Origin of the sequence: Variovorax sp. OV700 (genome assembly GCF_900099805.1) — a bacterium.
GTDB lineage: Bacteria > Pseudomonadota > Gammaproteobacteria > Burkholderiales > Burkholderiaceae_C > Variovorax.
In genome coordinates this window covers 162,657-181,465 of sequence record NZ_FNDR01000013.1, presented here as the reverse complement: position 1 = coordinate 181,465, position 18,809 = coordinate 162,657, and the positions used below count along the sequence as shown (strand labels likewise).

General features: G+C 66.1%; 15 protein-coding genes and 1 pseudogene. All 16 read right to left on the bottom strand.

The window, feature by feature from the left end; translation table 11 throughout:
* Nucleotides 1-95, bottom strand: a pseudogene (locus BLR24_RS31125) (type VI secretion system tube protein Hcp); the annotation flags it as partial.
* A gap of 47 nt (nucleotides 96-142) precedes the next feature.
* On the bottom strand, nucleotides 143-1,654 hold the full coding sequence (tssC, locus tag BLR24_RS25340; protein WP_055806808.1) for a type VI secretion system contractile sheath large subunit: 1,512 nt from the start codon (nucleotides 1,652-1,654) through the stop codon (nucleotides 143-145).
* A 27-nt stretch (nucleotides 1,655-1,681) separates the two neighbouring features.
* Nucleotides 1,682-2,251 (bottom strand): type VI secretion system contractile sheath small subunit, encoded by a 570-nt coding sequence (tssB, locus tag BLR24_RS25335; RefSeq protein WP_021004930.1) that lies wholly within the window; start codon nucleotides 2,249-2,251, stop codon nucleotides 1,682-1,684.
* 84 nt (nucleotides 2,252-2,335) lie between these two features.
* Nucleotides 2,336-3,391 carry a type VI secretion system protein TssA gene (gene tssA, locus BLR24_RS25330; RefSeq protein WP_254787562.1) on the bottom strand — a complete coding sequence of 352 codons (1,056 nt, stop codon included), beginning with the start codon at nucleotides 3,389-3,391 and terminating at the stop codon, nucleotides 2,336-2,338.
* Between the two features lie 165 nt (nucleotides 3,392-3,556).
* Nucleotides 3,557-4,744, bottom strand: coding sequence for a fumarylacetoacetate hydrolase family protein (locus BLR24_RS25325; protein ID WP_093022463.1), 1,188 nt, complete (start codon nucleotides 4,742-4,744; stop codon nucleotides 3,557-3,559).
* Between the two features lie 86 nt (nucleotides 4,745-4,830).
* On the bottom strand, nucleotides 4,831-8,601 hold the full coding sequence (locus tag BLR24_RS25320; RefSeq protein ID WP_093022460.1) for a molybdopterin cofactor-binding domain-containing protein: 3,771 nt from the start codon (nucleotides 8,599-8,601) through the stop codon (nucleotides 4,831-4,833).
* 58 nt (nucleotides 8,602-8,659) lie between these two features.
* Nucleotides 8,660-9,160 carry a (2Fe-2S)-binding protein gene (locus BLR24_RS25315; RefSeq protein ID WP_093022457.1) on the bottom strand — a complete coding sequence of 167 codons (501 nt, stop codon included), beginning with the start codon at nucleotides 9,158-9,160 and terminating at the stop codon, nucleotides 8,660-8,662.
* Nucleotides 9,138-10,298 (bottom strand): ABC transporter substrate-binding protein, encoded by a 1,161-nt coding sequence (locus tag BLR24_RS25310; RefSeq protein WP_093022454.1) that lies wholly within the window; start codon nucleotides 10,296-10,298, stop codon nucleotides 9,138-9,140. Before BLR24_RS25310 ends, BLR24_RS25315 begins: the two co-directional genes overlap by 23 nt.
* A 66-nt stretch (nucleotides 10,299-10,364) precedes the next feature.
* Nucleotides 10,365-11,087 carry a bifunctional nicotinamidase/pyrazinamidase gene (gene pncA / locus BLR24_RS25305; protein ID WP_093022452.1) on the bottom strand — a complete coding sequence of 241 codons (723 nt, stop codon included), beginning with the start codon at nucleotides 11,085-11,087 and terminating at the stop codon, nucleotides 10,365-10,367.
* A 48-nt stretch (nucleotides 11,088-11,135) separates the two neighbouring features.
* Complete coding sequence (locus tag BLR24_RS25300; protein ID WP_093022449.1) at nucleotides 11,136-11,870, bottom strand: ABC transporter ATP-binding protein; 735 nt, start codon at nucleotides 11,868-11,870, stop codon at nucleotides 11,136-11,138.
* Nucleotides 11,867-12,670, bottom strand: coding sequence for an ABC transporter ATP-binding protein (locus BLR24_RS25295; RefSeq protein WP_093022446.1), 804 nt, complete (start codon nucleotides 12,668-12,670; stop codon nucleotides 11,867-11,869). Before BLR24_RS25295 ends, BLR24_RS25300 begins: the two co-directional genes overlap by 4 nt.
* Before the next feature lie 703 nt (nucleotides 12,671-13,373).
* Complete coding sequence (locus BLR24_RS25285) at nucleotides 13,374-15,296, bottom strand: ABC transporter permease (RefSeq protein ID WP_093022444.1); 1,923 nt, start codon at nucleotides 15,294-15,296, stop codon at nucleotides 13,374-13,376.
* 30 nt (nucleotides 15,297-15,326) lie between these two features.
* Nucleotides 15,327-16,532, bottom strand: a complete 1,206-nt coding sequence (locus BLR24_RS25280; protein WP_055806840.1) for an ABC transporter substrate-binding protein — start codon at nucleotides 16,530-16,532, stop codon at nucleotides 15,327-15,329.
* Nucleotides 16,533-16,607: 75 nt separating this feature from the next.
* Nucleotides 16,608-17,192 carry an amino acid synthesis family protein gene (locus BLR24_RS25275; RefSeq protein ID WP_093022441.1) on the bottom strand — a complete coding sequence of 195 codons (585 nt, stop codon included), beginning with the start codon at nucleotides 17,190-17,192 and terminating at the stop codon, nucleotides 16,608-16,610.
* Nucleotides 17,193-17,226: 34 nt separating this feature from the next.
* Entirely contained in the window at nucleotides 17,227-17,868 is a 642-nt protein-coding gene (locus BLR24_RS25270) for an amino acid synthesis family protein (RefSeq protein ID WP_055806846.1), read from the bottom strand.
* A gap of 21 nt (nucleotides 17,869-17,889) precedes the next feature.
* The gene (locus BLR24_RS25265; protein ID WP_093022438.1) at nucleotides 17,890-18,807 is read right to left on the bottom strand and encodes a UPF0280 family protein; all 918 of its coding nucleotides are present in this window, start codon (nucleotides 18,805-18,807) and stop codon (nucleotides 17,890-17,892) included.
* Nucleotides 18,808-18,809 lie beyond the last annotated feature (2 nt).

Below are 18,809 nucleotides of genomic sequence, written 5' to 3'. Positions count from 1 at the left end.
CATGCAAACGACTTGATATCCGTCCAGTCCTTGTGGTTCGAGTCCTTGGATTCGCCGTTTGCGCCCTCGACGCGCATGAACATGTCTACTGCCATGATTAACCCCCAAAGTTATATTTGCCCGATAGCGGGACACCGTTGAACTAGCTGCTGTCCTTCTTGTTGGATGGCAGCTTCGAAACCAGCCGCAACGACACGGTCAGCCCTTCGAGCTGGTAGTGCGGCCGGAGAAAAAACTTGGCGGCGTAGTAGCCCGGGTTGTCCTCGATGGCTTCCACCTGGACTTCGGCCGCCGCCAGCGGCTTCATTGCCTTCGTGTCCTGCGACGACGTGCCGGGGCTGCCGTCCACGTAGTTCATGATCCAGTCGTTGAGCCAGCGCTCCATGTCCTCGCGCTCGCGGAACGAACCGATCTTGTCGCGCACGATGCACTTCAGGTAGTGCGCAAAGCGGCAGCATGCAAACAGGTACGGCAGGCGCGCCGCCAGGTTGGCGTTGGCCGTGGCATCGGCGTCGTAGTACTCGGCCGGCTGCTGCAGCGACTGCGCGCCGATGAAGGCCGCGAAGTCGGAGTTCTTGCGGTGCACCAGCGGCATGAAGCCGTTCTTGGCCAGCTCGGCCTCGCGCCGGTCGCTGATAGCGATCTCGGTCGGGCACTTCATGTCCACGCCGCCGTCGTCGGTCGGGAAGGTGTGCGTGGGCAGGTTCTCGACCGCGCCGCCCGACTCCACGCCGCGAATGGAGGTGCACCAGCCGTACTGCTTGAACGAACGGTTGATGTTCACGCCCATGGCGTAGGCCGAATTGGCCCAGGTGTAGCGGTTGTGCAGGGCCGAGTCGGTTTCTTCCTCGAACTCGAACTCGTCGACCGGATTGGTGCGCGCGCCATACGGCAGGCGTGCCAAGAAGCGCGGCATGGCCAGGCCGATGTAGCGCGCGTCTTCCGACTCGCGCAGCGACCGCCATGCGGTGTGCTCGGTGTTCTGGAAGATCTTGGTCAGGTCGCGCGGGTTCGAGAGTTCCTGCCACGAATCCATCTGCATCACGGTGGGCGATGCGCCGGCAATGAAGGGACAGTGCGCGGCCGCGGCGATCTTCGCCATTTCACCGAGCATCTCGACATCGGGCGGGCTGTGATCGAAGTGGAAGTCGCCGATCAGCGCACCGAAGGGCTCGCCGCCGAACTGGCCGTACTCGTGCTCGTAGATCTTCTTGAACAGCGGGCTCTGGTCCCACCCGATGCCCTTGTGGCGCTTGAGCGAGCGCGCCACTTCGCGCTTGGATGCGCACATCACGCGGATCTTGAGCTGCTCGTCGGTCTCGGTGTTGTTGACCAGGTAGTGCAGGCCGCGCCATGCGCCTTCGAGCTGCTGGAAGTCTTCGTGATGAAGGATCTGGTTGATCTGCTCGGAGAGCTTGCGGTCGATCTCGGTGATGATCGCCTGCACGGTCCGGTAGGCGTCGTTCGAGATGGTGACCGTGCTTTCGAGCGCCTGCACCGCCAGCGTCTTGACGGCGCTCTGCACCGCCTCGCGGGCCTGGTCGGTCTTGGGCTTGAACTCTCGCTGCAGCAGGTCGGAGAACTCGTTGGGCTCGAGCGCCTCGATGGTGGCGGTCTGCGCGCGCGCTGCTGTCTGTTTGGATGCGGTGCTCATGGTGGAGGTCCTGTCGGCTTACTCGGCTTACTCGGAAGGGGTGCCGGGGGCGCCCGACTTTTCGTTCGCCGCTTCCACCGCTTTGGCCACGGCGGGGTTGGGTGCGGACGCGAGCGACTTGAGCAGCTCCGGGTTCTGCAGCGCCTGGGCGATCAGCTGCTCGGCACCGTTCTTGCCGTCCATGTAGGACAGCAGGTTGGAAAGCTCGGTGCGGGCTTCGAGCAAGTGCTGCAGCGCACCCACCTGGCGTGCAATGCGCGCGGGCGAGAAGTCGTCCATGCTGTCGAAGGTGATGTCGACATTCATCTGGCCCTCGCCCGTGAGCGTGTTGGGCACCTGGAAGGCCACGCGCGGCTTGATCGACTTCATGCGGTCGTCGAAGTTGTCGATGTCCACGGCCATGAAATCGCGGTCCGCCAGATCGGGCATCGGGTCGACTTGCTTGCCCGCGAGATCGGCGATCACGCCCATCACGAAGGGCAGCTGGATCTTGCGTTCGCTGCCGTAGATCTCGACGTCGTACTCGATCTGCACGCGCGGCGCCCGGTTGCGCGCGATGAACTTCTGACCACTGTTTCTGACACGGTTGTCTGCCATAAGCTTCCTCTTGAATCTCTGTGCGTGTGGGTCGGACCTGCCCTGACTGTCTGTCCTTGTGTTCTCGCGCCGGCGCCTGCCTTGCTATTCAGCGGTGCTGCTGCCGAGCGAACGGCCCGCCAGGCTTTCAATCTTCTGCAAGCCCTCGGGAACGAGTTCTTCGATGATCTGGAAGAAGTTGAGGTCCAGCAGTCTTTGCGCTCTTCGGATGAGCATCGGTGCGGGGTGGCTGGGCTCGGTGCGTTCCATGTATTGACACGCCTTTTCCAGCAAAACCTGCACATCATCACGAGTCGATATTTCAATATCTTTAATGCTCGCTAACCGCGGCCCGGAGGCGCCATTCAAAGGTCTCGCAATGCCTGGTCCCGATGCGGCCGCTTGCGCCGGCTCGCTGCCGCTCTCGGCCTTCAATGCTTCGGCCGGCGCCGGCTGCGCCTGCTCGGGCAGCAGTTGGACCACGGTGCGCAGCGAGCGTTCGAGACGCGAGAAATCGGGCGCCCAGCTTTGCCCCAGCGCGCGCTCCGAGGTCTCGCGAATCCGCTGCAGCAACTCCAGCGCTGCATGCAATGCCATCACCGGCGCTGCCGCTTTTTCCTGTGCGCGGCGCGCCACTTCCCGCAGCCGGCCGATGCCGCCCGGGTAATCGATCTGGTCGGCCTTGCTCGAATCGAGCAGTGCCTCGACCTGCCGCAGGCTCATCGACGCGCCGGCATCCTCGAGCAGGCGTGCATCGCGCACGCTGCGTCCGAGTCCCTCGGCTTCGGCCAATGCAGCCAGCGCATTCATGCGCGGCAGCGGGTCTTCGAAATCGCCATCGACCACGCGCGGATGCACGTCGTCCCAATACTTTTGCAGGATGCCATCCACCACGCGCAACCCATCGACATAGCCGGGAAGGCCGCGGCTCTCGGTCCATGCCAGCGTCAGCAGAACCAGCACGCGCACGTCGAGCGTGCGTTGACACAGCTGCTTTGCAATGCGCTCGACACGGGCCCAGTCAGGCGGCTCCGCCGGGATGATGGTGGAGCCGAACTGCTGCTCCCGCTTTCCTGTCGCAGCCTGCTGCAGCGCCATGAAGTCGGGGTCGTATTCGAGGTCTTCGCCGCACGGAAGCGGGCCTTCAACAGACGACTGCAATAGTTCTATCTCGCTCGGCGACAACCCCATCTCCCTATTTATTAACAACCACCAACAATGGTTATCTTGAGGGGAACGAAAAGCGCGGTCAACAGCAACACATTGCTACGTGCTGCCTATGAATCACAAAGGAGTACAACTCCTTTTAAAGCGTAGAAAGAACGTTTACAGCAATCCGCGGCTCGCAAGATTGCGCATCAGCGCACTTAGTCCAAAAGTCCACCGTGGCGCTTGATCCGAATGGACCACGCGGTTCACGAGCGCGCCGAGTTCCGGTGCCGCGATGCGCACGCGGTCACCGACGACGTGCGTGAATCCTTGCCCAGGACCATGACGGTCTTGTGTCGGCGCGAACATCGTGCCGAGGAAAAGCATGAAGCCGTCGGGATAGTCATGGTGCGCGCCGATGGCTTGCGAGACCAGGTCGAGCGGATCGCGGCTGATCTTTGCGAGCGAGCTCGAGCCCTCGAGCGTGAAGCCTTCGGGCCCCGTCACTTCGAGTGCCACCGTGATGCGGCGCACATCGTCGATGCCGAAATGCGCATCGAACAAACGGATGAACGGACCGATGGCGCAGGAGGCGTTGTTGTCCTTGGCCTTGCCGAGCAGCAACGCGCTGCGGCCTTCGAAGTCGCGCAGGTTGACGTCGTTGCCAAGCGCGGCGCCGAGTGTCTCGCCGCGGCTGTTGACCGCGAGCACGACCTCGGGCTCGGGGTTGTTCCACACCGATGCGGCATGAATGCCCACGTCGGCGCCAGTGCCCACGGCCGAGAGAACCGGCGCCTTGGTGAAGATCTCGGCGTCGGGCCCGATGCCGACTTCGAGGTACTGCGACCATGCGCCCTGGCCGATCAAGACCTCCTTGACCTTCGCGGCTTCGGCCGACCCGGGCACGATGCCCGCGAGGTTGTCGCCGAGCACGCCGCTGAGCGCCGCGCGCGTGGCCTCCGCGCGCGATGCATCGCCGCGCGCCTGCTCTTCGATCACGCGCTCGAGCAGGCTCTCCACAAAGGTCACGCCGCTGGCCTTGACGGCCTGCAGGTCGCAGGGCGCGAGCAGCCATGGCTTCGCTTCGTCGCGCGCGGTCGCGTCGCTGTTGGCGAGCACGGCGGCCAGCTCGGCGATGCGCGGGGCCTTGCCGGCAGTCACCGCATCGCGCACGCTGGCCGAAGGAGACTCGGCGCGTTCGAGCAAGTCGCTCATGGTCGGCGCCAGCCGGGAGAGATCGTGCAAGCCGCCCTCATGCACCGCCACGAGAACGGGGCCCACGCCGGGCTGCCAGATGCGGCCGACGAGTGTGGCGCGCTCGGCGTCGCGGGGAAGGCTGGTGGCGGTGGAAAGATCGAGGGGCATGTTGTCTCCGGAGGCGCTTGTGGTTCAGGGAACGGACATTCTGAATGAATGTCTGCCTTGCCGCTGCCGGGCCGGAGACTGGCGCGCTACTCGGCGCCGTGGCCGCGGGCCGCGCGCACGCGCGCCACTTCGGCCGGCAGGTTCTTCCACGCCGGCTCCTGCGGTGCGAAGCGCGCGCGCATGTAGCCCGCGAGTTCGGCAATCTGGCGGTCGTCGAGCGCATCGCGGAACGCCGGCATGAAGCCGATGCCCCGGCTCGCGGGCTCGCGCACGCCATCGAGAATGGTCCGCAGCAGGTTGTCGGGCCGCGCGCTGGTGAGGTTGCTGTTGAGCGCGAGCGGCGTGTTCACGCCGAGCAGTGTGGGGCCGTCGCCATCGTGGTGGCACGAGGCGCAGGCACTGTCGAACATGCGCTGCGCCGGGCCGAGCAGCCGGCCCTGCGTGCGCGCGGCGGTGTCGACGATCTGCTGCGCCACGGCTTGCGGCTCGGCCACCGGCGCGGGATTGAATGACGCGAGATACGTGGCCATGGCGCGCACGTCGGCATCAGGCACCTGCCCCAGCTCGCGCACCACCTCCGCCATGGGGCCGCCAGCCATGCCATGGCGCTGCGTATGGCCTTGGCGCAGGTAGCGGTACAGCTCGTCGGCGTCCCATGGCACGGCCGATTTCGAAAGGCCGGTGAGCGCAGGAGCCTCCCAACCGTCGACCATGGCGCCCGACAAGAAGGCACTGCCGCCCTGCTCTGCGCCGAGCGCGTTGCGCGGCGTGTGGCACGTGCCGCAGTGGCCCAGGCCGTTGACGAGGTAGGCGCCGCGGTTCCATTCCGCGCTTTGCGCGGCCACCGGCTGCAACGGCGCCGGATCGTGGAAGAGCGCGTTCCATCCGGCCATCAGCGGACGCATGCTGAACGGAAACTTCAGCTCGGCCTTCGGCGTTTCGGCGCGCACGGCGGGCATCGACATGAAGTACGCGTAGAGCGCCTGCAGGTCGTCGTCGCTGGTCTTGGCGAATGCCGTGTACGGAAATGCCGGGTACAGGTGATGGCCGTCGCGCGAGACACCTTCGCGCATCGCCCGCTGGAAAGCGCTGAACGACCAATGGCCCAGGCCCGTTTCTGCATCGGGCGTGAGGTTGGTGGTGTAGAGCGTGCCGAAAGGCGTCTCCATCGCGCGGCCGCCCGCGTTGGGCGCGCCGCCCGGGACGGTGTGGCACACGGCGCAGTCGCCGAGCGCGGCCAGCACGCGGCCGCGTTCGATGGTGGCTTGGCTGTAGACCGGTGCGGTGAGCGAGACCGGGGCGATGGAAGAGCGCCAGCCGAGCAGGCCGGCGATGAGGCCGATGCCGCCGATGAAGAGGGCGGCGCCGGTGGCAAGGATGCCTTTGCGCTGCGGCCATGGTGCTTCTGCATTGCTCCTTCCCCCTCTGGGGGAAGGCTGGGATGGGGGCACGGCAGCGTCACCATTCGAACGCCGCTCGCCCCCACCCCCGCCCTCCCCCAGAGGGGGAGGGAGAAACTCCCGATTCAACGCAGCCAGCACTTTTTCCGGCGTGAACGGCGGCTCGCGAAACCGCACGCCCGTGGCATCGAAGATCGCATTCGCGATCGCCGCAGTCCCCGGCACCGACGACGACTCGCCCGCGCCGAGCGAAGGCTCACCCGGCCGCGGCATGTGCATGATCTCGACCATCGGCACTTCGCGAAAGTTGATGATCGGGTAACTGCCCCACTCGCGGCTCGCGACCACGCCCGAGGGCAGCACGCCCGGCAGTTGCGCACCACCGCTCGCATTGCTCGATGCCGCGCCCTGCTGCGGCGCGAACTGCACCTCTTCCATCAGCGCGCGGCTGGTGGTCTGGATCACGTTGCCGTGCACCTGGTGCTCGACGCCCGCGGGGTTGATCACGAGCCCCGCGTCGTGCCCCACCACCACGCGGCGCACGTGCACTTCGCCGGTCTTGCGGTTGACCTCGACGTCGGCCACCCATGCGGCCCAGGCGGCGCCGAAGCCGGGCCACTTGCTGTGGATGTAGCGCGCGTAGGCAAAGCCCTGGCCGAAGAGGATGTCTCCGCCCTCGCCCAGTCCGCCATCGGCGTTCTCCTCTGGGCCGGTGCGCATGCGCCAGCCGGCTTTCTGCGCGGTGGCCTGCACGAGTTCGACGGCGCGCGGATCGTTCAGGTGGCGCAGGCGGAACTGCACCGGATCGACACCGGCCGCGGTGGCCAGTTCGTCGATGTACGACTCGTGCGCGAACGAACTCGGCAACGCCGACACGCCGCGCAGCCACGAGGCGCGCACGATCGGCGCCATGTCGTTGACCTTCACGCGCAAGTTGTCGACGCTGTAGGGTGGGCGCGCCGTGCGGTCGCCCATCTCGAAGGCCTGCGCCACCGGTTCGATGGTGCGCGTGAGCAGCAGCGCGAGCGTGGGCGCACCGTTCGACGGGTACGAGGTCTCGAAGTCGTAGGCCGCGATGCGCCCATCGGCCATGAGGCCGCCATCCACTTCCATCAGCTGCGCGGCGCCCTTGGGCTCCCAGGAGTGCTCCTGTTCGCGGGTGAGCTGCACGCGCACCGGCGCGCCCACGGCGCGCGCAAGCAGTGCGGCGTCGGCCGCCACGTCGTCGGCGCCGTTGCGGCCGTAGCAGCCCGCGGCTTCCATGCGGATGACGTCGACCTGCACGTCGTCCACGCCCATGAGCCTGGCGAGATCGGCGCGCAGCACGTGCGGGTTTTGCGAACCGGCCCAGCAACGAAGCCGCAGGCCGCTGCCATCCTGCGGCTGCCATTCGGCCAGCGCGCACGAAGGTCCGATGGACGCGTGCATCTGGTAGGGCCAGACGTAGGTGCGATGCATCGGCTGGGCGGCCGCGGCAAGCGCGCCATCGACATCGCCTTCATCGACCAGCAGGCGCTGCGTCGACGGGTTGTCGCGCAAGGCCTGCGCCAGGTCGGAGAGGTCCGGCATGCCGGGCCAGGGCTTCCACGTGACGCGCAGTTCGCGCAGCGCCTCCTCGGCGTGCTCTTCGCGCTCGGCCACGATGCCGACGAAGTCGCGGATCACCACCACCGCGCGAATGCCGGGAATGTGTGCAATCGACGATTCGTCCACCGCTTCGAGCGTGTTGCCGATGAAGTCGCCGTGGTCCGCACCGGCATACGGCGGTCGCACCACCCGGCCGTGCAGCATGCCGGGCACGCGCATGTCGTGCACGAAGACGCTCTCGCCCGCGAGCTTGGCGGGAATGTCCACGCGCGCCTGGCGCGTGCCGACGATGCGGTAGTCGACCGGGTGCTTGAGCTCGGCGGCGGGGTCGAGCCGCAGCACGGTGCGCTGCCCCGCGATCAGCTCGGCGTAGTTGACGTGGCGATCGGGCTCATCGGCCACGCGCACCACGCCGTTGCGCACCTGCAGCGCTTTCACCGGCATGCCGAGCCGCTCGGCCGCGCGCGCAAGCAGCCACGCGCGCGCCTGCGCGGCGGCCAGGCGCAGTGGCTGCGAATGGATCTGGATCGAGGCGCTTGCGATGGTTGCGCCCTGGTTGGGCGCGCGTGCGGTGTCGCCGAGCATCATGCGCACGCAGGGCATGCCAAGGTCGAGCTCTTCGGCCACGATCTGCGCCAGCGCCGTCTGGATGCCGGTGCCCAGGTCGACGTGGCCGTTGAGCGCCGACGCGCTGCCGTCGTCCCACACCGCAAGCAGGATCTCGTCGCCCTCGATGGGGTTGCCTGCGATGGCTGTGGGCTGGCCCTTGGCGGGTGGTGGTGCGGGTGGGGTCTCGCGCACCACCAACAACACGCCGTTGGCCGAGAGAAAGTCCGCGCGTGTGCGCGGAAGATCGGCGCGCCGCGTCATGCTCTTTGCCCCCTGACTTGCTCCCTCTCCCTGAGGGAGAGGGGACACGACGAGCGGCTCATGAACGCACCACCTCTTGCATGCGTACCGCAGCACGCTGCACCGCGTCCAGAATTTCAATATGCGTCCCGCAGCGGCACAGGTTCCCCGAGAGCTCGCTACGGATGCGCGCCTCGCTCGCATGCGGATCGCGCGCGAGCAGCGCCGCGGCCTGCATCACCATGCCGTTCAGGCAATAGCCGCACTGCGCGGCCTGTGCGTCTTCGAAAGCTGCCTGTACTGGATGCCAGCGGCCGCGCGTGCCGAGACCTTCCAGGGTGGTGACCGCGCGGCCCGCCACGCCATGCGCGGGAATCACGCAGGCACGGGCCGCCACGCCATCGACATGCACGGTGCAGGCGCCGCACTGGCCCAGGCCGCAACCGTACTTGGGCCCGTTCAGGCCGAGGTCGTTGCGCAGCAGATGCAGCAGCGTGGCCTCGCGCGGCACGCCCGGAATCGAACAGGCCTGGCCGTTGACCTGCAATTGCAGCGGCTCAGCGCCGCAGCTGTCCGTCACGGGTGTACATCTCCAGGTCCACGAAGGTCGAGCCGTTGTGGTTCTTCGCGCTGTACTCGACCGGGAAATCGCCGAAGCGCGTGTTGCCGATGCTTTCGAGCCCCGCGATGAAGCTGTCGCGCGTGAGCGTCTTGCCCGCGCGGCGCAGGCCTTCGACCATCACGCGCGAGGCGATGTAGCCTTCGAGCGCCGTGTAGCCGTCGATCTTCTCGCCGAACTCGGCGCGGTCGCGCTGGTAGTCGGCCACGATGGGCACGCGCAATGCTTCCGGCGGCGGCACGATGCTGGCCGTGACCAGGCCCGCGAGCTTGCCTTCGAGACGCTTGGCGGAACCCGTCGCATCGGTGATGCCGACCGACAGCGTGTAGAGCGGCGCCGCCCCGCCGTTCGCACGGTAGTCGCGCATGAAGACCTCGACCATGCGTCCCGCCATGATCATCACGACCGCACCAGGCTTGGCCTCGGCCAGCCCGGCGACGACCTGCTTGGCGTCATCGGCGGTAATGGCCAGCGGCAGCGCCTTTACGACCTGCACCTTGTATTCGGCGGCGAGCTTCTCGCAGGTGGCGAGGTTCGACTTGCCGAAGGCGCTGTCCTGGTAGACCACGGCAATGGACGAGAGGCTGATGGTCGAGAGATGGCTGATGATCTTGCGCAGCTCGAGGTCGTAGCCGGCACGTACGTGAAACAGCAGGCGATTGACCTTGGCGCGAAACGAGCTGGTGCCCACCAGCGGTGCGAACATGGGAACGCCCGCCTTCTCGGCCAGCGGCATCGCGGCCGCGAGGTTGCCTGTAGCAACGAAGCCCGCGAGCGCGAAGACCTTGTCCTCGTCGATCAGCTTGGCCGTGTTGAGAGCCGTCTTCGCGGGGTCGTAGGCATCGTCGTAGGAGACGAGTTCGATCTTGCGGCCGTTGATGCCACCGGATTTGTTGGTCCGGTCGAAATAGAGCTTGATGCCCGCGCGGTAGTCGACGCCGAAGTCCTTGGCCGGACCGCTGAACACGGCCGACTGGCCGATGCGGATGAGGTTGTCGGTGACGCCGTTATCCGCGCGTGCCGAACGTAGAAGACCAGGGCCCATTGCCAGGGCTGCGCCGCCCGCCACCAGGGCGCGCCTTGAAATCGAAATCGTCATGCGTCGTCAAGCTCTTTGCTGTCGTTGTTGTTGCGAGGGTGGTGATTGTGGTGGCAGAGAAGGCGCTCAGGCCGCCTGGATGTCCGAGGACTGGATGCGCTTGACGCCCTTGGCCGTCATCTGCTTCCATGCCGCGGCGAGCGATCCGTTCAGGTCGATGGCGCGCGTGGCGTCCTCGATCACGTAGACCTCGAAGCCGGCCTTGCGCGCATCGAGCGCGGTCCATGCCACGCAGAAGTCGGTGGCCAGCCCGGCCACGTAGACCGTCTTGATGCCGCGCTGCTTGAGGTAGCCGCCCAGGCCGGTGGCGGTCTTGCGGTCGGCCTCCTCGAAGGCGGAGTAACTGTCCACGCCCTTGTGGAAGCCCTTGCGGATGATGACTTGCGCAGTGGGCAGCTTCAGGTCCTTGTGCAGCGCCGCGTCGTCGGTGCCCTGCACGCAGTGGTCGGGCCAGAGCACCTGGTTGCCGTACGAGAGCTTGATGCTGCTGAACGGCTTCTGGCCCGCATGCGCGCTCGCGAACGACGCATGGCCTTGCGTGTGCCAGTCTTGCGTGACCACGATGTTCTCGAACGATTCGGCCAGCTTGTTGATCACCGGCACCACCTCGGCGCCGCCCTTGACGGGCAGCGTGCCGCCATCGACGAAACAGTTCTGCACGTCGATCACGATCAGCGCGGACTTGTCGTTGGGCTTGAGCTTCGAGGCCGCGAACAGCGTTCCGGTCGCACCGAGCAAGCTCAATGCGGCCGTGGACTTCAGAAGGGATCTGCGGTGCGAGTCGTGCATGGTGTGCTCCGGTGGTTGATGAAAAACAAAAGCGAAAGCGTCCGCGCGCTAGACGCTCAGGTAGGCGCGGCGCACCTCTTCGTTGGCCGCGAGCTCTGCCATGGTGGCGTGGTAGCGGATCTGGCCCTTCTCGAGCACATAGGCGCGATCGGACACCAGCTCGGCGAAATGCATGTTCTGTTCCGACAGCAGGATGCTCACGCCCTGCGCCTTGAGCTCCAGGATCATGTTGGCCATCTGTTCGACGATGACAGGCGCCACGCCCTCCGAAGGCTCGTCGAGCAACACCAGGTAGGGGTTGCCCATGAGCGTGCGCGCCACGGTGAGCATCTGCTGCTCGCCGCCGCTCATGCGGCCGCCCGGGCGGTTGGGCATTTCACCCAGGTTGGGAAAGAGCTTGAACAGCCGCTCGGGCGTCCACAGCGGCGCCTCGCTGCCGTCTGCCCAGCGGCGCGGCGGCTGCTTGCCGACTTCGAGGTTTTCCATCACCGTGAGGTCGGTGAACACGCGGCGGTCTTCGGGCACGAAGCCAAGGCCGAGCTTCGCCGCGTGATGAGGCTCGCTCTTCGAGATGTCATGGCCGAGGAAGCTGACGTTGCCCTTGCGCTTGGCGAGCATGCCGATCAGCGTCTTGAGCGTGGTCGACTTGCCCGCGCCATTGCGGCCCATGAGCGCGACGACTTCGCCGCGGCGCACTTCGAGATCGACGTCGTACAGGATCTGCGCGGCGCCGTACCAGGCGCACAGCGCGTTGGCCTTCAACAATGTTTCGTGCGTGCTCATGCAGCGGCTCCCACTGCCGCGTTCACTGCCGCGGCTTTTTCTGCAATTTTTTCGAATGTCTTGCCGCTGCCGAAGTACACCTCCTGCACCTTCGGATGGTCGCGGATCTCGAGCGGCTTGCCCTGCGCAATGAGGCGACCGCGGGCCAGCACGATCATGCGGTCGGCATACGCGAACACCACGTCCATGCTGTGCTCGGTGAACAGCACCGCGAGGCCACGCTGGACCACCAGCTCCTTGGTCAGCGCCATCAGCGAGTTGCGCTCCTTCGGTGCCATGCCCGCGGTAGGCTCGTCCATCAGCAGCAGCTTGGGCGCATTGGCCATCGCGATCGCAAGCTCCACGCGCTTGACGTCGCCGTAGGCAAGCTCGCTGCAGGGCCGGTCGGCCTGCGCCTTCATGCCGACCTGGTCGAGCAGCGCCAGCGCCTCGTCGCGCTTGTGGTCCGCCGCGCGGCGCCACATCGAGAACAGCTTGCCGTCGTGCGAAAGCATGGCCATCTGCACGTTCTCGGCGACGGTGAGCGATGCGAAGGTTTCGGCGATCTGGAAAGTGCGGCCCACGCCCAGGCGCCAGATGTCGCGCGGCTTCTGCCCCACGAGTTCATGGCCGCCGAACACGATCGAGCCCTGGTCAGCCTTGAGCTGGCCGTTCACCATGTTGAAGGTGGTGGACTTGCCTGCGCCGTTCGGGCCGATGAGTGCGAGCAGCTCGCCTGCTTTCAGTTCGAAGCTGATGCCGTCTACGGCTTTGACGCCGCCGAAGGACTTGCCTAGGTTGTCTACTTTGAGAAGTGTCATTTCTGGCTTACTCCCTCTCCCTCTGGGAGAGGGTTGGGGTGAGGGCTGGCGGCCTTTCTATTGCTGCCGATCTTTCGATCTGTGCTGATCGTTTGCTTCCCGAGGCCGGGTGTCGCCCCGGCGGGCGACCTACTTTTCTTTGCTTCGCCAAAGAAACGTAGGCAAAAGAAAGGCGACCCCACTGTCTGCGACCCTCCGCTTCGCTGCGGGCAACCTGCGGTGCTCGGGTTTCGCGGGGTCTCGCAGAACTCGCTTCGCTCAGACAGCTGCGAGCCCTGATCCGCGAAACCCTGCGCTCCTCGGCGCATACAGAGGGGCTTGGAGACCGAACGGGCCTTTGCTTCGCTCGGCCACCAGACCACCGCGGCGCGGGGCGCCCCGGTGGTTGGTATTGACTGCTGGTATTGATATTGGGGCCGAGCGGGAGCGAAGGCTGCCCGCTCCCACCCCTTCTGTATGCGCCGAGGAGCGCAGATGGAGGCGGGATCAGGGCCGCAGCTGTTTGAGCGAAGCGAGTTCTGCGGACCCCCGCCGGAGTCGAGCACCGCAGGTTGCCCGTAGCGCAGCGAAGGGACGCAGACAGTAGGGGTCGCCTTTCTTTGCTTACTTTCTTTGGCGAAGCAAAGAAAGTGAGTCGCCCGCCGGGGCGAGACCCGGCCTCGGGAAAAAAGAAAACCTCCGAACAATGAAAGACAAGCGCACTTCAAGTCCGCTTCTCCTTCAAAGCAACATCCGCTTCCGAACGGCGCCCCCGCAGCAATCGATCGCTCAACTGCTTGGCAAACCCAGCAATCCCCTGCGGAAACAGCAACACCAGCAGCAGGATGATCGCCCCCAACGTAGCCCGCCAGTAATCCGTATTGCGCGCCACCGTGTCATGCAGCCAGCTGAAAGTCACAGCCCCCACCACCGGCCCCGCCAACGTCTGAATACCCCCAAGCAGCACCATCACCAAGCCATCCACCGACTTGTCGACACTCAGGCTCTCAGGCGAAATACTCCCCTTCGAAAAAGCATAGAGCGAACCGGCAAGCCCCGCAGCAGCACCAGCAATGACAAAAGCCGTCCACTGCATGCGCTTGACGTCGATACCGATCGCATCGGCGCGCAGCACCGAATCGCGCCCCGCGCGCAGCGCATAGCCGAACGGCGAGAACAGCACGCGCCGCAGCATCAGGATGCCGGCCGCCACGAGCACCAGCGTGAGCCAGTAGTAGGTGCGCTTGTCCGACAGCCACTCCGAAGGCCACACGCCGGTGAGCCCGTTGCTGCCGCCGGTGAACGAATCCCACTGGTAGACCACGGCCCAGGTGATCTGCGCAAAGGCCAGCGTGAGCATCGCAAGGTACACGCCTGAAAGCCGCACCGCGAACCAGCCGTAGACGAAAGCGCCGATGGCGGCCGCCAGCGGCGCGACGACGAGCGCGAGCTCCATCGGCATGCCGCTCGCGCGCACCAGCAGGGCGGCGCCGTAGGCACCGAGGCCGAAGTAGGCCGCGTGGCCGAACGAATGCATGCCCGCCGGTCCCATGATGAAGTGCAGGCTGGCCGCAAAGAGCGCCGCAATCAGCAGGTCGATCATCAGCACCGTGGTGTAGGGCGAATCGGCCGTGAGCAGCGGCGTGGCCATGAGCACCACGCCGAGCGCGGCGACGAGCCACAAATAGCCCTTGCTCGCGCGCCGCAGCGGCTCTTCCTGCATGCCCACGTAGCGGCTCGGCGCCTGCGGTCGGCCCAAGAGGCCCCAGGGGCGCCACACCAGCACGATGGCCATCACGATGAAGTCGACCACCAGCGTGAGCTTGGAGAACGACACGCTGTAGCCGAAGATCTCGACCACGCCGAGCCAGATGCAGACCGCCTTGATCTCGGAGAGCAGCAGCGCCGCCACATAGGCGCCGGGAATCGAGCCCATGCCGCCCACCACCACCACCACGAAAGCCGCGCCGATGGTGTTGAGGTCTATCGCGAGCGTGGCCGGCTCGCGCGGCAACTGCAGCGCGCCGCCGAGTGCCGCGAGCGTGGCGCCGAGCGCGAACACCGCGGTGAACAGCCAGGCCTGGTTCACGCCCAGCGCACTGACCATCTCGCGGTCTTGCGTGGCAGCGCGCACCAGCGTGCCCCAGCGGGTGCGCGTGAGCAGCAGCCACATGAGGCCCAGCACCACCGGTCCGACGACGATCAGGAACAGGTCATAGGTCGGAAACTGCCGGCCCAGGATGTCGACCGAGCCCGACAGGCCCGGCGCGCGCGGGCCGAGCAATTCGTCCGGTCCCCACACATACAGCACCGCATCCTTGATGACGAGCACCAGTGCAAAAGTGGCCAGCAGCTGGAACAGCTCGGGCGACTTGTAGATGCGGCGCAGCAGCACCATTTCGATCAGCGCGCCGATCACGCCCACCGCGAGGGCGGCGATCAGCACGGCCGGCCAGAAGCCGAGCGTGCCGAGTTTGTCGACCAGCGTGTAGGCAAGGTAGATGCCCACCATGAAGAAGGAGCCATGCGCAAAGTTGACGATGCGCGTGACGCCGAAGATCAACGAAAGGCCGGCCCCCACGAGGAACAGCGACGAAGCAGACGACAGCCCGGTCAGGAACTGAAGCAGCAGGGACGAGAGGCTCATGGGTGCAAGCGTTCCGGGAAGAAAAAAAGATCAGTCCGCGGCGCGAGACTTCTTCACGTCGGCCGCGCTCGGCTGGAACTTGGCGCCGTCGAAATACGTGTAGTCGACCATCACGCCCTTGCCGTTGTCGTTCTTCGTCTTGCCAACGAAGGCGCCCATGGTCGACTGGTGGTCTTCGGCGCGATAGCTGATCTTGCCGAAGGGCGAGTCAACCTGCAGGCCCTTGAAGGCGGCAATGAGCTTGGGCGTCTCGGTGCTCTTGGCTTTTTCGATGCCGGCCGCCACCGACTTGATCATGGTGTAGCCAACCACCGAGCCCAGGCGCGGGTAGTCCTTGTACTTGCCGTGGTACGCAAGGAAGAAGGCCTTGTGCTCGGGCGTCTGGATGCCGTACCAGGGATAGCCGGTCACGATCCAGCCGTTGGGCGTTTCGTCCTTGAGCGGGTCGAGGTACTCGGGCTCGCCGGTGAGCACGCTCACCACCGTGCGGTCCTTGAAGAGACCGCGGGTGTTGCCTTCACGCACGAACTTGGAAAGGTCGGCGCCGAACAGCACGTTGAAGATCGCGTCGGGCTTGGCGTCGGCCAGCGCCTGCACCACGGCACCCGCATCGACCTTGCCGAGCGGCGGCGCCTGTTCGGCGACGAACTCGACATCGGGCTGCGCGGCCTTCAGGAGCGTCTTGAATGCGGCCACGGCCGACTGGCCGTATTCGTAGTTGGGGTACACGATGGCCCAGCGCTTCTTCTTGAGCTTGGCCGCTTCGGGCACCAGCATCGCGGCCTGCATGTAGGTGCCGGGGCGCAGGCGGAAGGTGTATTCGTTGCCGCCTTGCCAGGTCATCTTGTCGGTCAGCGGTTCGCCGGCCAGGAAGAAGATTTTTTTCTGCTTGGCGAAGTCGGCCACGGCCAGGCCGGTGTTCGACAGGAAGGTGCCGGTGAGCACATCGATCTTCTCGCGCGCGACCAGCTCCTCGGCCACGCGCACCGCATCGCCGGGGTTGGCGTTGTCGTCACGGGTGATGAGCTCGACCTTGCGGCCGTTGACGCCGCCCTTGGCGTTGATCTCTTCCACGGCCAGCTCCATGCCCTTCTTGTAGGGCTCGAGGAAGGCGGGCTGGGCCTTGTAGCTGTTGACCTCGCCGATCTTGATCACGCCCTGGGCATGGGCAGGAACGAGGGCCGTGGCCAGTGTGGCAATGGCCGCGGCGCTGAAGACGTGACGCAATGGGTTCATGAGGAAGCTCCTTGGGATCGAAAGAGGAAAGAAGAAACGAGTGAATGCACAGGCGCTGAATGGTGATGGACGGATTCAACGCAGCCCGTCTTCGCCTTTGATTTCGTTCGCCTGCAGCCCGCCGATGCGGGGCAGCGGACGGCCGCTGTCGGTGACGGCAACGGCCACCACGATCTCGTTGGCGCGCGGCGCGTCGGACACGCGCGCCTCGACGGCGTCGAAGTGGCTGCGAACGAAGGCCGCATCCTTGTGGCCGAGCGGCACGTCGATGGCCGTGCCCAGCGTGCCGCGCTTCTTGGCCGAGGGCACGAGTGCCGCGCCCTTTTCAACCGCCACGCGCAGCGGCGCGCCGAGCTTGGGGTGCAGGATGGCGGCCGCGTGCTCGAGCTCGCCGCTCTCGCCGACGATGGCGGCCTTGCCATAGCTCTGCACCTGTCCGGGTTCGATGCCCAGCGCCTTCACGGCTTTCTGGCCCAGGAGCGCGCCAAGCTCTTCGCCAATGGCGATCAACTCGTCGAGGTTCTCGCTGAAGCGGCCCGCATAGGGGTTCTCGATCACCGCGATGGCGACGGCACGGCGCGTGGGCGGATCGATCGTCTGGCCCATTTCCTTGCGAGTCTCGTCGACCTGGATGACGAGCTTGCGAATGTTGGCGGTCATGTCTTGTGTTCCTTCTTGTCTCGGTGCGGGCAGCTCAGCGCAGGCCGTCCCACTTGCTGATGTTTTCGGCGCGAAGACCGCCGACACGGTCATGGATGCGGTAGCCCGTGCTCATCGCCAGGATGAAGACGATCTCGTCGGCCGCCGGTGCGCCGGGCACCCGCACTTCGATGGCGTCGAACTGGCCGCGCACGTAGCTGGCGTTGATGTTGGTGAGCGGCACGTCGAGCGCGGCGCCGGGCGGGCCGACCTTCTTGGTCGAGGGCACGATGGACAGCGCATTGCCGGGCTGGCCGGTTTTTTCCTCGGCCTTGCCGGCGGTGTAGGCCGCGCGGTCGCCCTTCCAGCCGAGCAGTTCGCGCATGGCGTAACCGCCGGGCACATGCCAGAGCGCGCCGTGCTCGAGCTCGCCGGCGGCGCCCACGATGGCGCCCTTGCCGTAGGTGGCGATCTGCTCGAGCGGCACGTCCATGGCGGCGTGCAGCTTGTGCGCCATGTCAACGCCCACCGGGTCGAGCAGCGCCATCATCGGCAGGATGTCGGGTTCGTAGCGACCCGCAAACGGATTGGTCAGCACCGCGCCGATGGCACCGCGCACCAGCGGAGTCTTGGCGCGCGGCCCGAACTCGTGGTGGATGTGCTCGACATGGGTGAAGACGCGGCGTATATCGATCATGAAAAAGAACCTTGCTTTTCGTTAAGCAAATACTGAACCAACTGCACCGGATGGCGATTGTGGCAGCGCCTTGGAGCATAAGGGTTCAACAAGTCGCCACTGACCCTGGCAAACGAGCAAAGCCGCCCAGACGAGCCCGCCTTTCTGCAGCACCTTGGCGCAAACGGCTCCGGTGTCGAGCGCACTTTTCACCTGCGCGGGCGCCAGCGGCGGAACGTCGACCGTGACCGGAAGGTCGCCGAGGTCGGTGTCGTCCTTGCACTCGTTGGCGGGGCGCCGCTCGATGGCCGCATCGTCCACGTCGACGGCATTGGCAATCACCGTGGCGGCGGCATCGGCCGCGGCCGCGGTCGCGGCCAGAACGGTCACGCTGTCGGCAATGCCCAACGAGAAACTGCGGCCGCGCCAGCCGCTGGTGGCGACGCCGCGCACCGGCTGCTCCGCCCGGATTTCAAACTGGCCGTCGGTGGTGAGGATGCCGCCTTCACCATCGACATGTTTGCGCCAGTCGAAGCGCGCCAGGTCGGCATAGACGCCCACGCGCGCCGACTGCCCTGGCGCAAGGTGCAGCGCAATGTCGCCGCCGTTGTTGATCCAGGCGCGCTCGATGCCGGGGCGGTCGTAGAACGCGATCAGCTCCTGCGCCACCGAACCGGCCACGGCCGCCATGGGTGTGATGAACATCGGCGAGAACGCGGCGCAGGCGTCCCACATGCGCCTGCCGACCACACCGCGCGGGCGCATGTTGTCGCTCGCGGGCAGGCGCAGCAGCGGCAGCTCGCGCACCAGCTCGGCCAGCACATGGCCGAAGCGCGCCCATGCGGCGTCGTGCGCGGCGGCCACGGCATACGGGTCGCCATGCGCCTCGGCCACGATGTCGATCGGACCGTGGTTGAAGTGCCAGCGGTTCTTGTCGAGCGCGGCGCGTTGAGCGGTCATGG

Bases quoted from the DNA above. Each gene is read 5' to 3' on its own strand.
- BLR24_RS25320 (WP_093022460.1), bottom strand. From the start codon at position 8,601: ATGACGCGGCGCGCCGATCTTCCGCGCACACGCGCGGACTTTCTCTCG.
- pncA (WP_093022452.1), bottom strand. From the start codon at position 11,087: ATGCACGACTCGCACCGCAGATCCCTTCTGAAGTCCACGGCCGCATTG.
- tssB (WP_021004930.1), bottom strand. From the start codon at position 2,251: ATGGCAGACAACCGTGTCAGAAACAGTGGTCAGAAGTTCATCGCGCGC.
- BLR24_RS25325 (WP_093022463.1), bottom strand. From the start codon at position 4,744: ATGCCCCTCGATCTTTCCACCGCCACCAGCCTTCCCCGCGACGCCGAG.
- BLR24_RS25275 (WP_093022441.1), bottom strand. From the start codon at position 17,192: ATGACCGCCAACATTCGCAAGCTCGTCATCCAGGTCGACGAGACTCGC.
- tssC (WP_055806808.1), bottom strand. From the start codon at position 1,654: ATGAGCACCGCATCCAAACAGACAGCAGCGCGCGCGCAGACCGCCACC.
- BLR24_RS25310 (WP_093022454.1), bottom strand. From the start codon at position 10,298: ATGACGATTTCGATTTCAAGGCGCGCCCTGGTGGCGGGCGGCGCAGCC.
- BLR24_RS25270 (WP_055806846.1), bottom strand. From the start codon at position 17,868: ATGATCGATATACGCCGCGTCTTCACCCATGTCGAGCACATCCACCAC.
- BLR24_RS25285 (WP_093022444.1), bottom strand. From the start codon at position 15,296: ATGAGCCTCTCGTCCCTGCTGCTTCAGTTCCTGACCGGGCTGTCGTCT.
- BLR24_RS25300 (WP_093022449.1), bottom strand. From the start codon at position 11,870: ATGAGCACGCACGAAACATTGTTGAAGGCCAACGCGCTGTGCGCCTGG.
- BLR24_RS25295 (WP_093022446.1), bottom strand. From the start codon at position 12,670: ATGACACTTCTCAAAGTAGACAACCTAGGCAAGTCCTTCGGCGGCGTC.
- BLR24_RS25265 (WP_093022438.1), bottom strand. From the start codon at position 18,807: ATGACCGCTCAACGCGCCGCGCTCGACAAGAACCGCTGGCACTTCAAC.
- BLR24_RS25280 (WP_055806840.1), bottom strand. From the start codon at position 16,532: ATGAACCCATTGCGTCACGTCTTCAGCGCCGCGGCCATTGCCACACTG.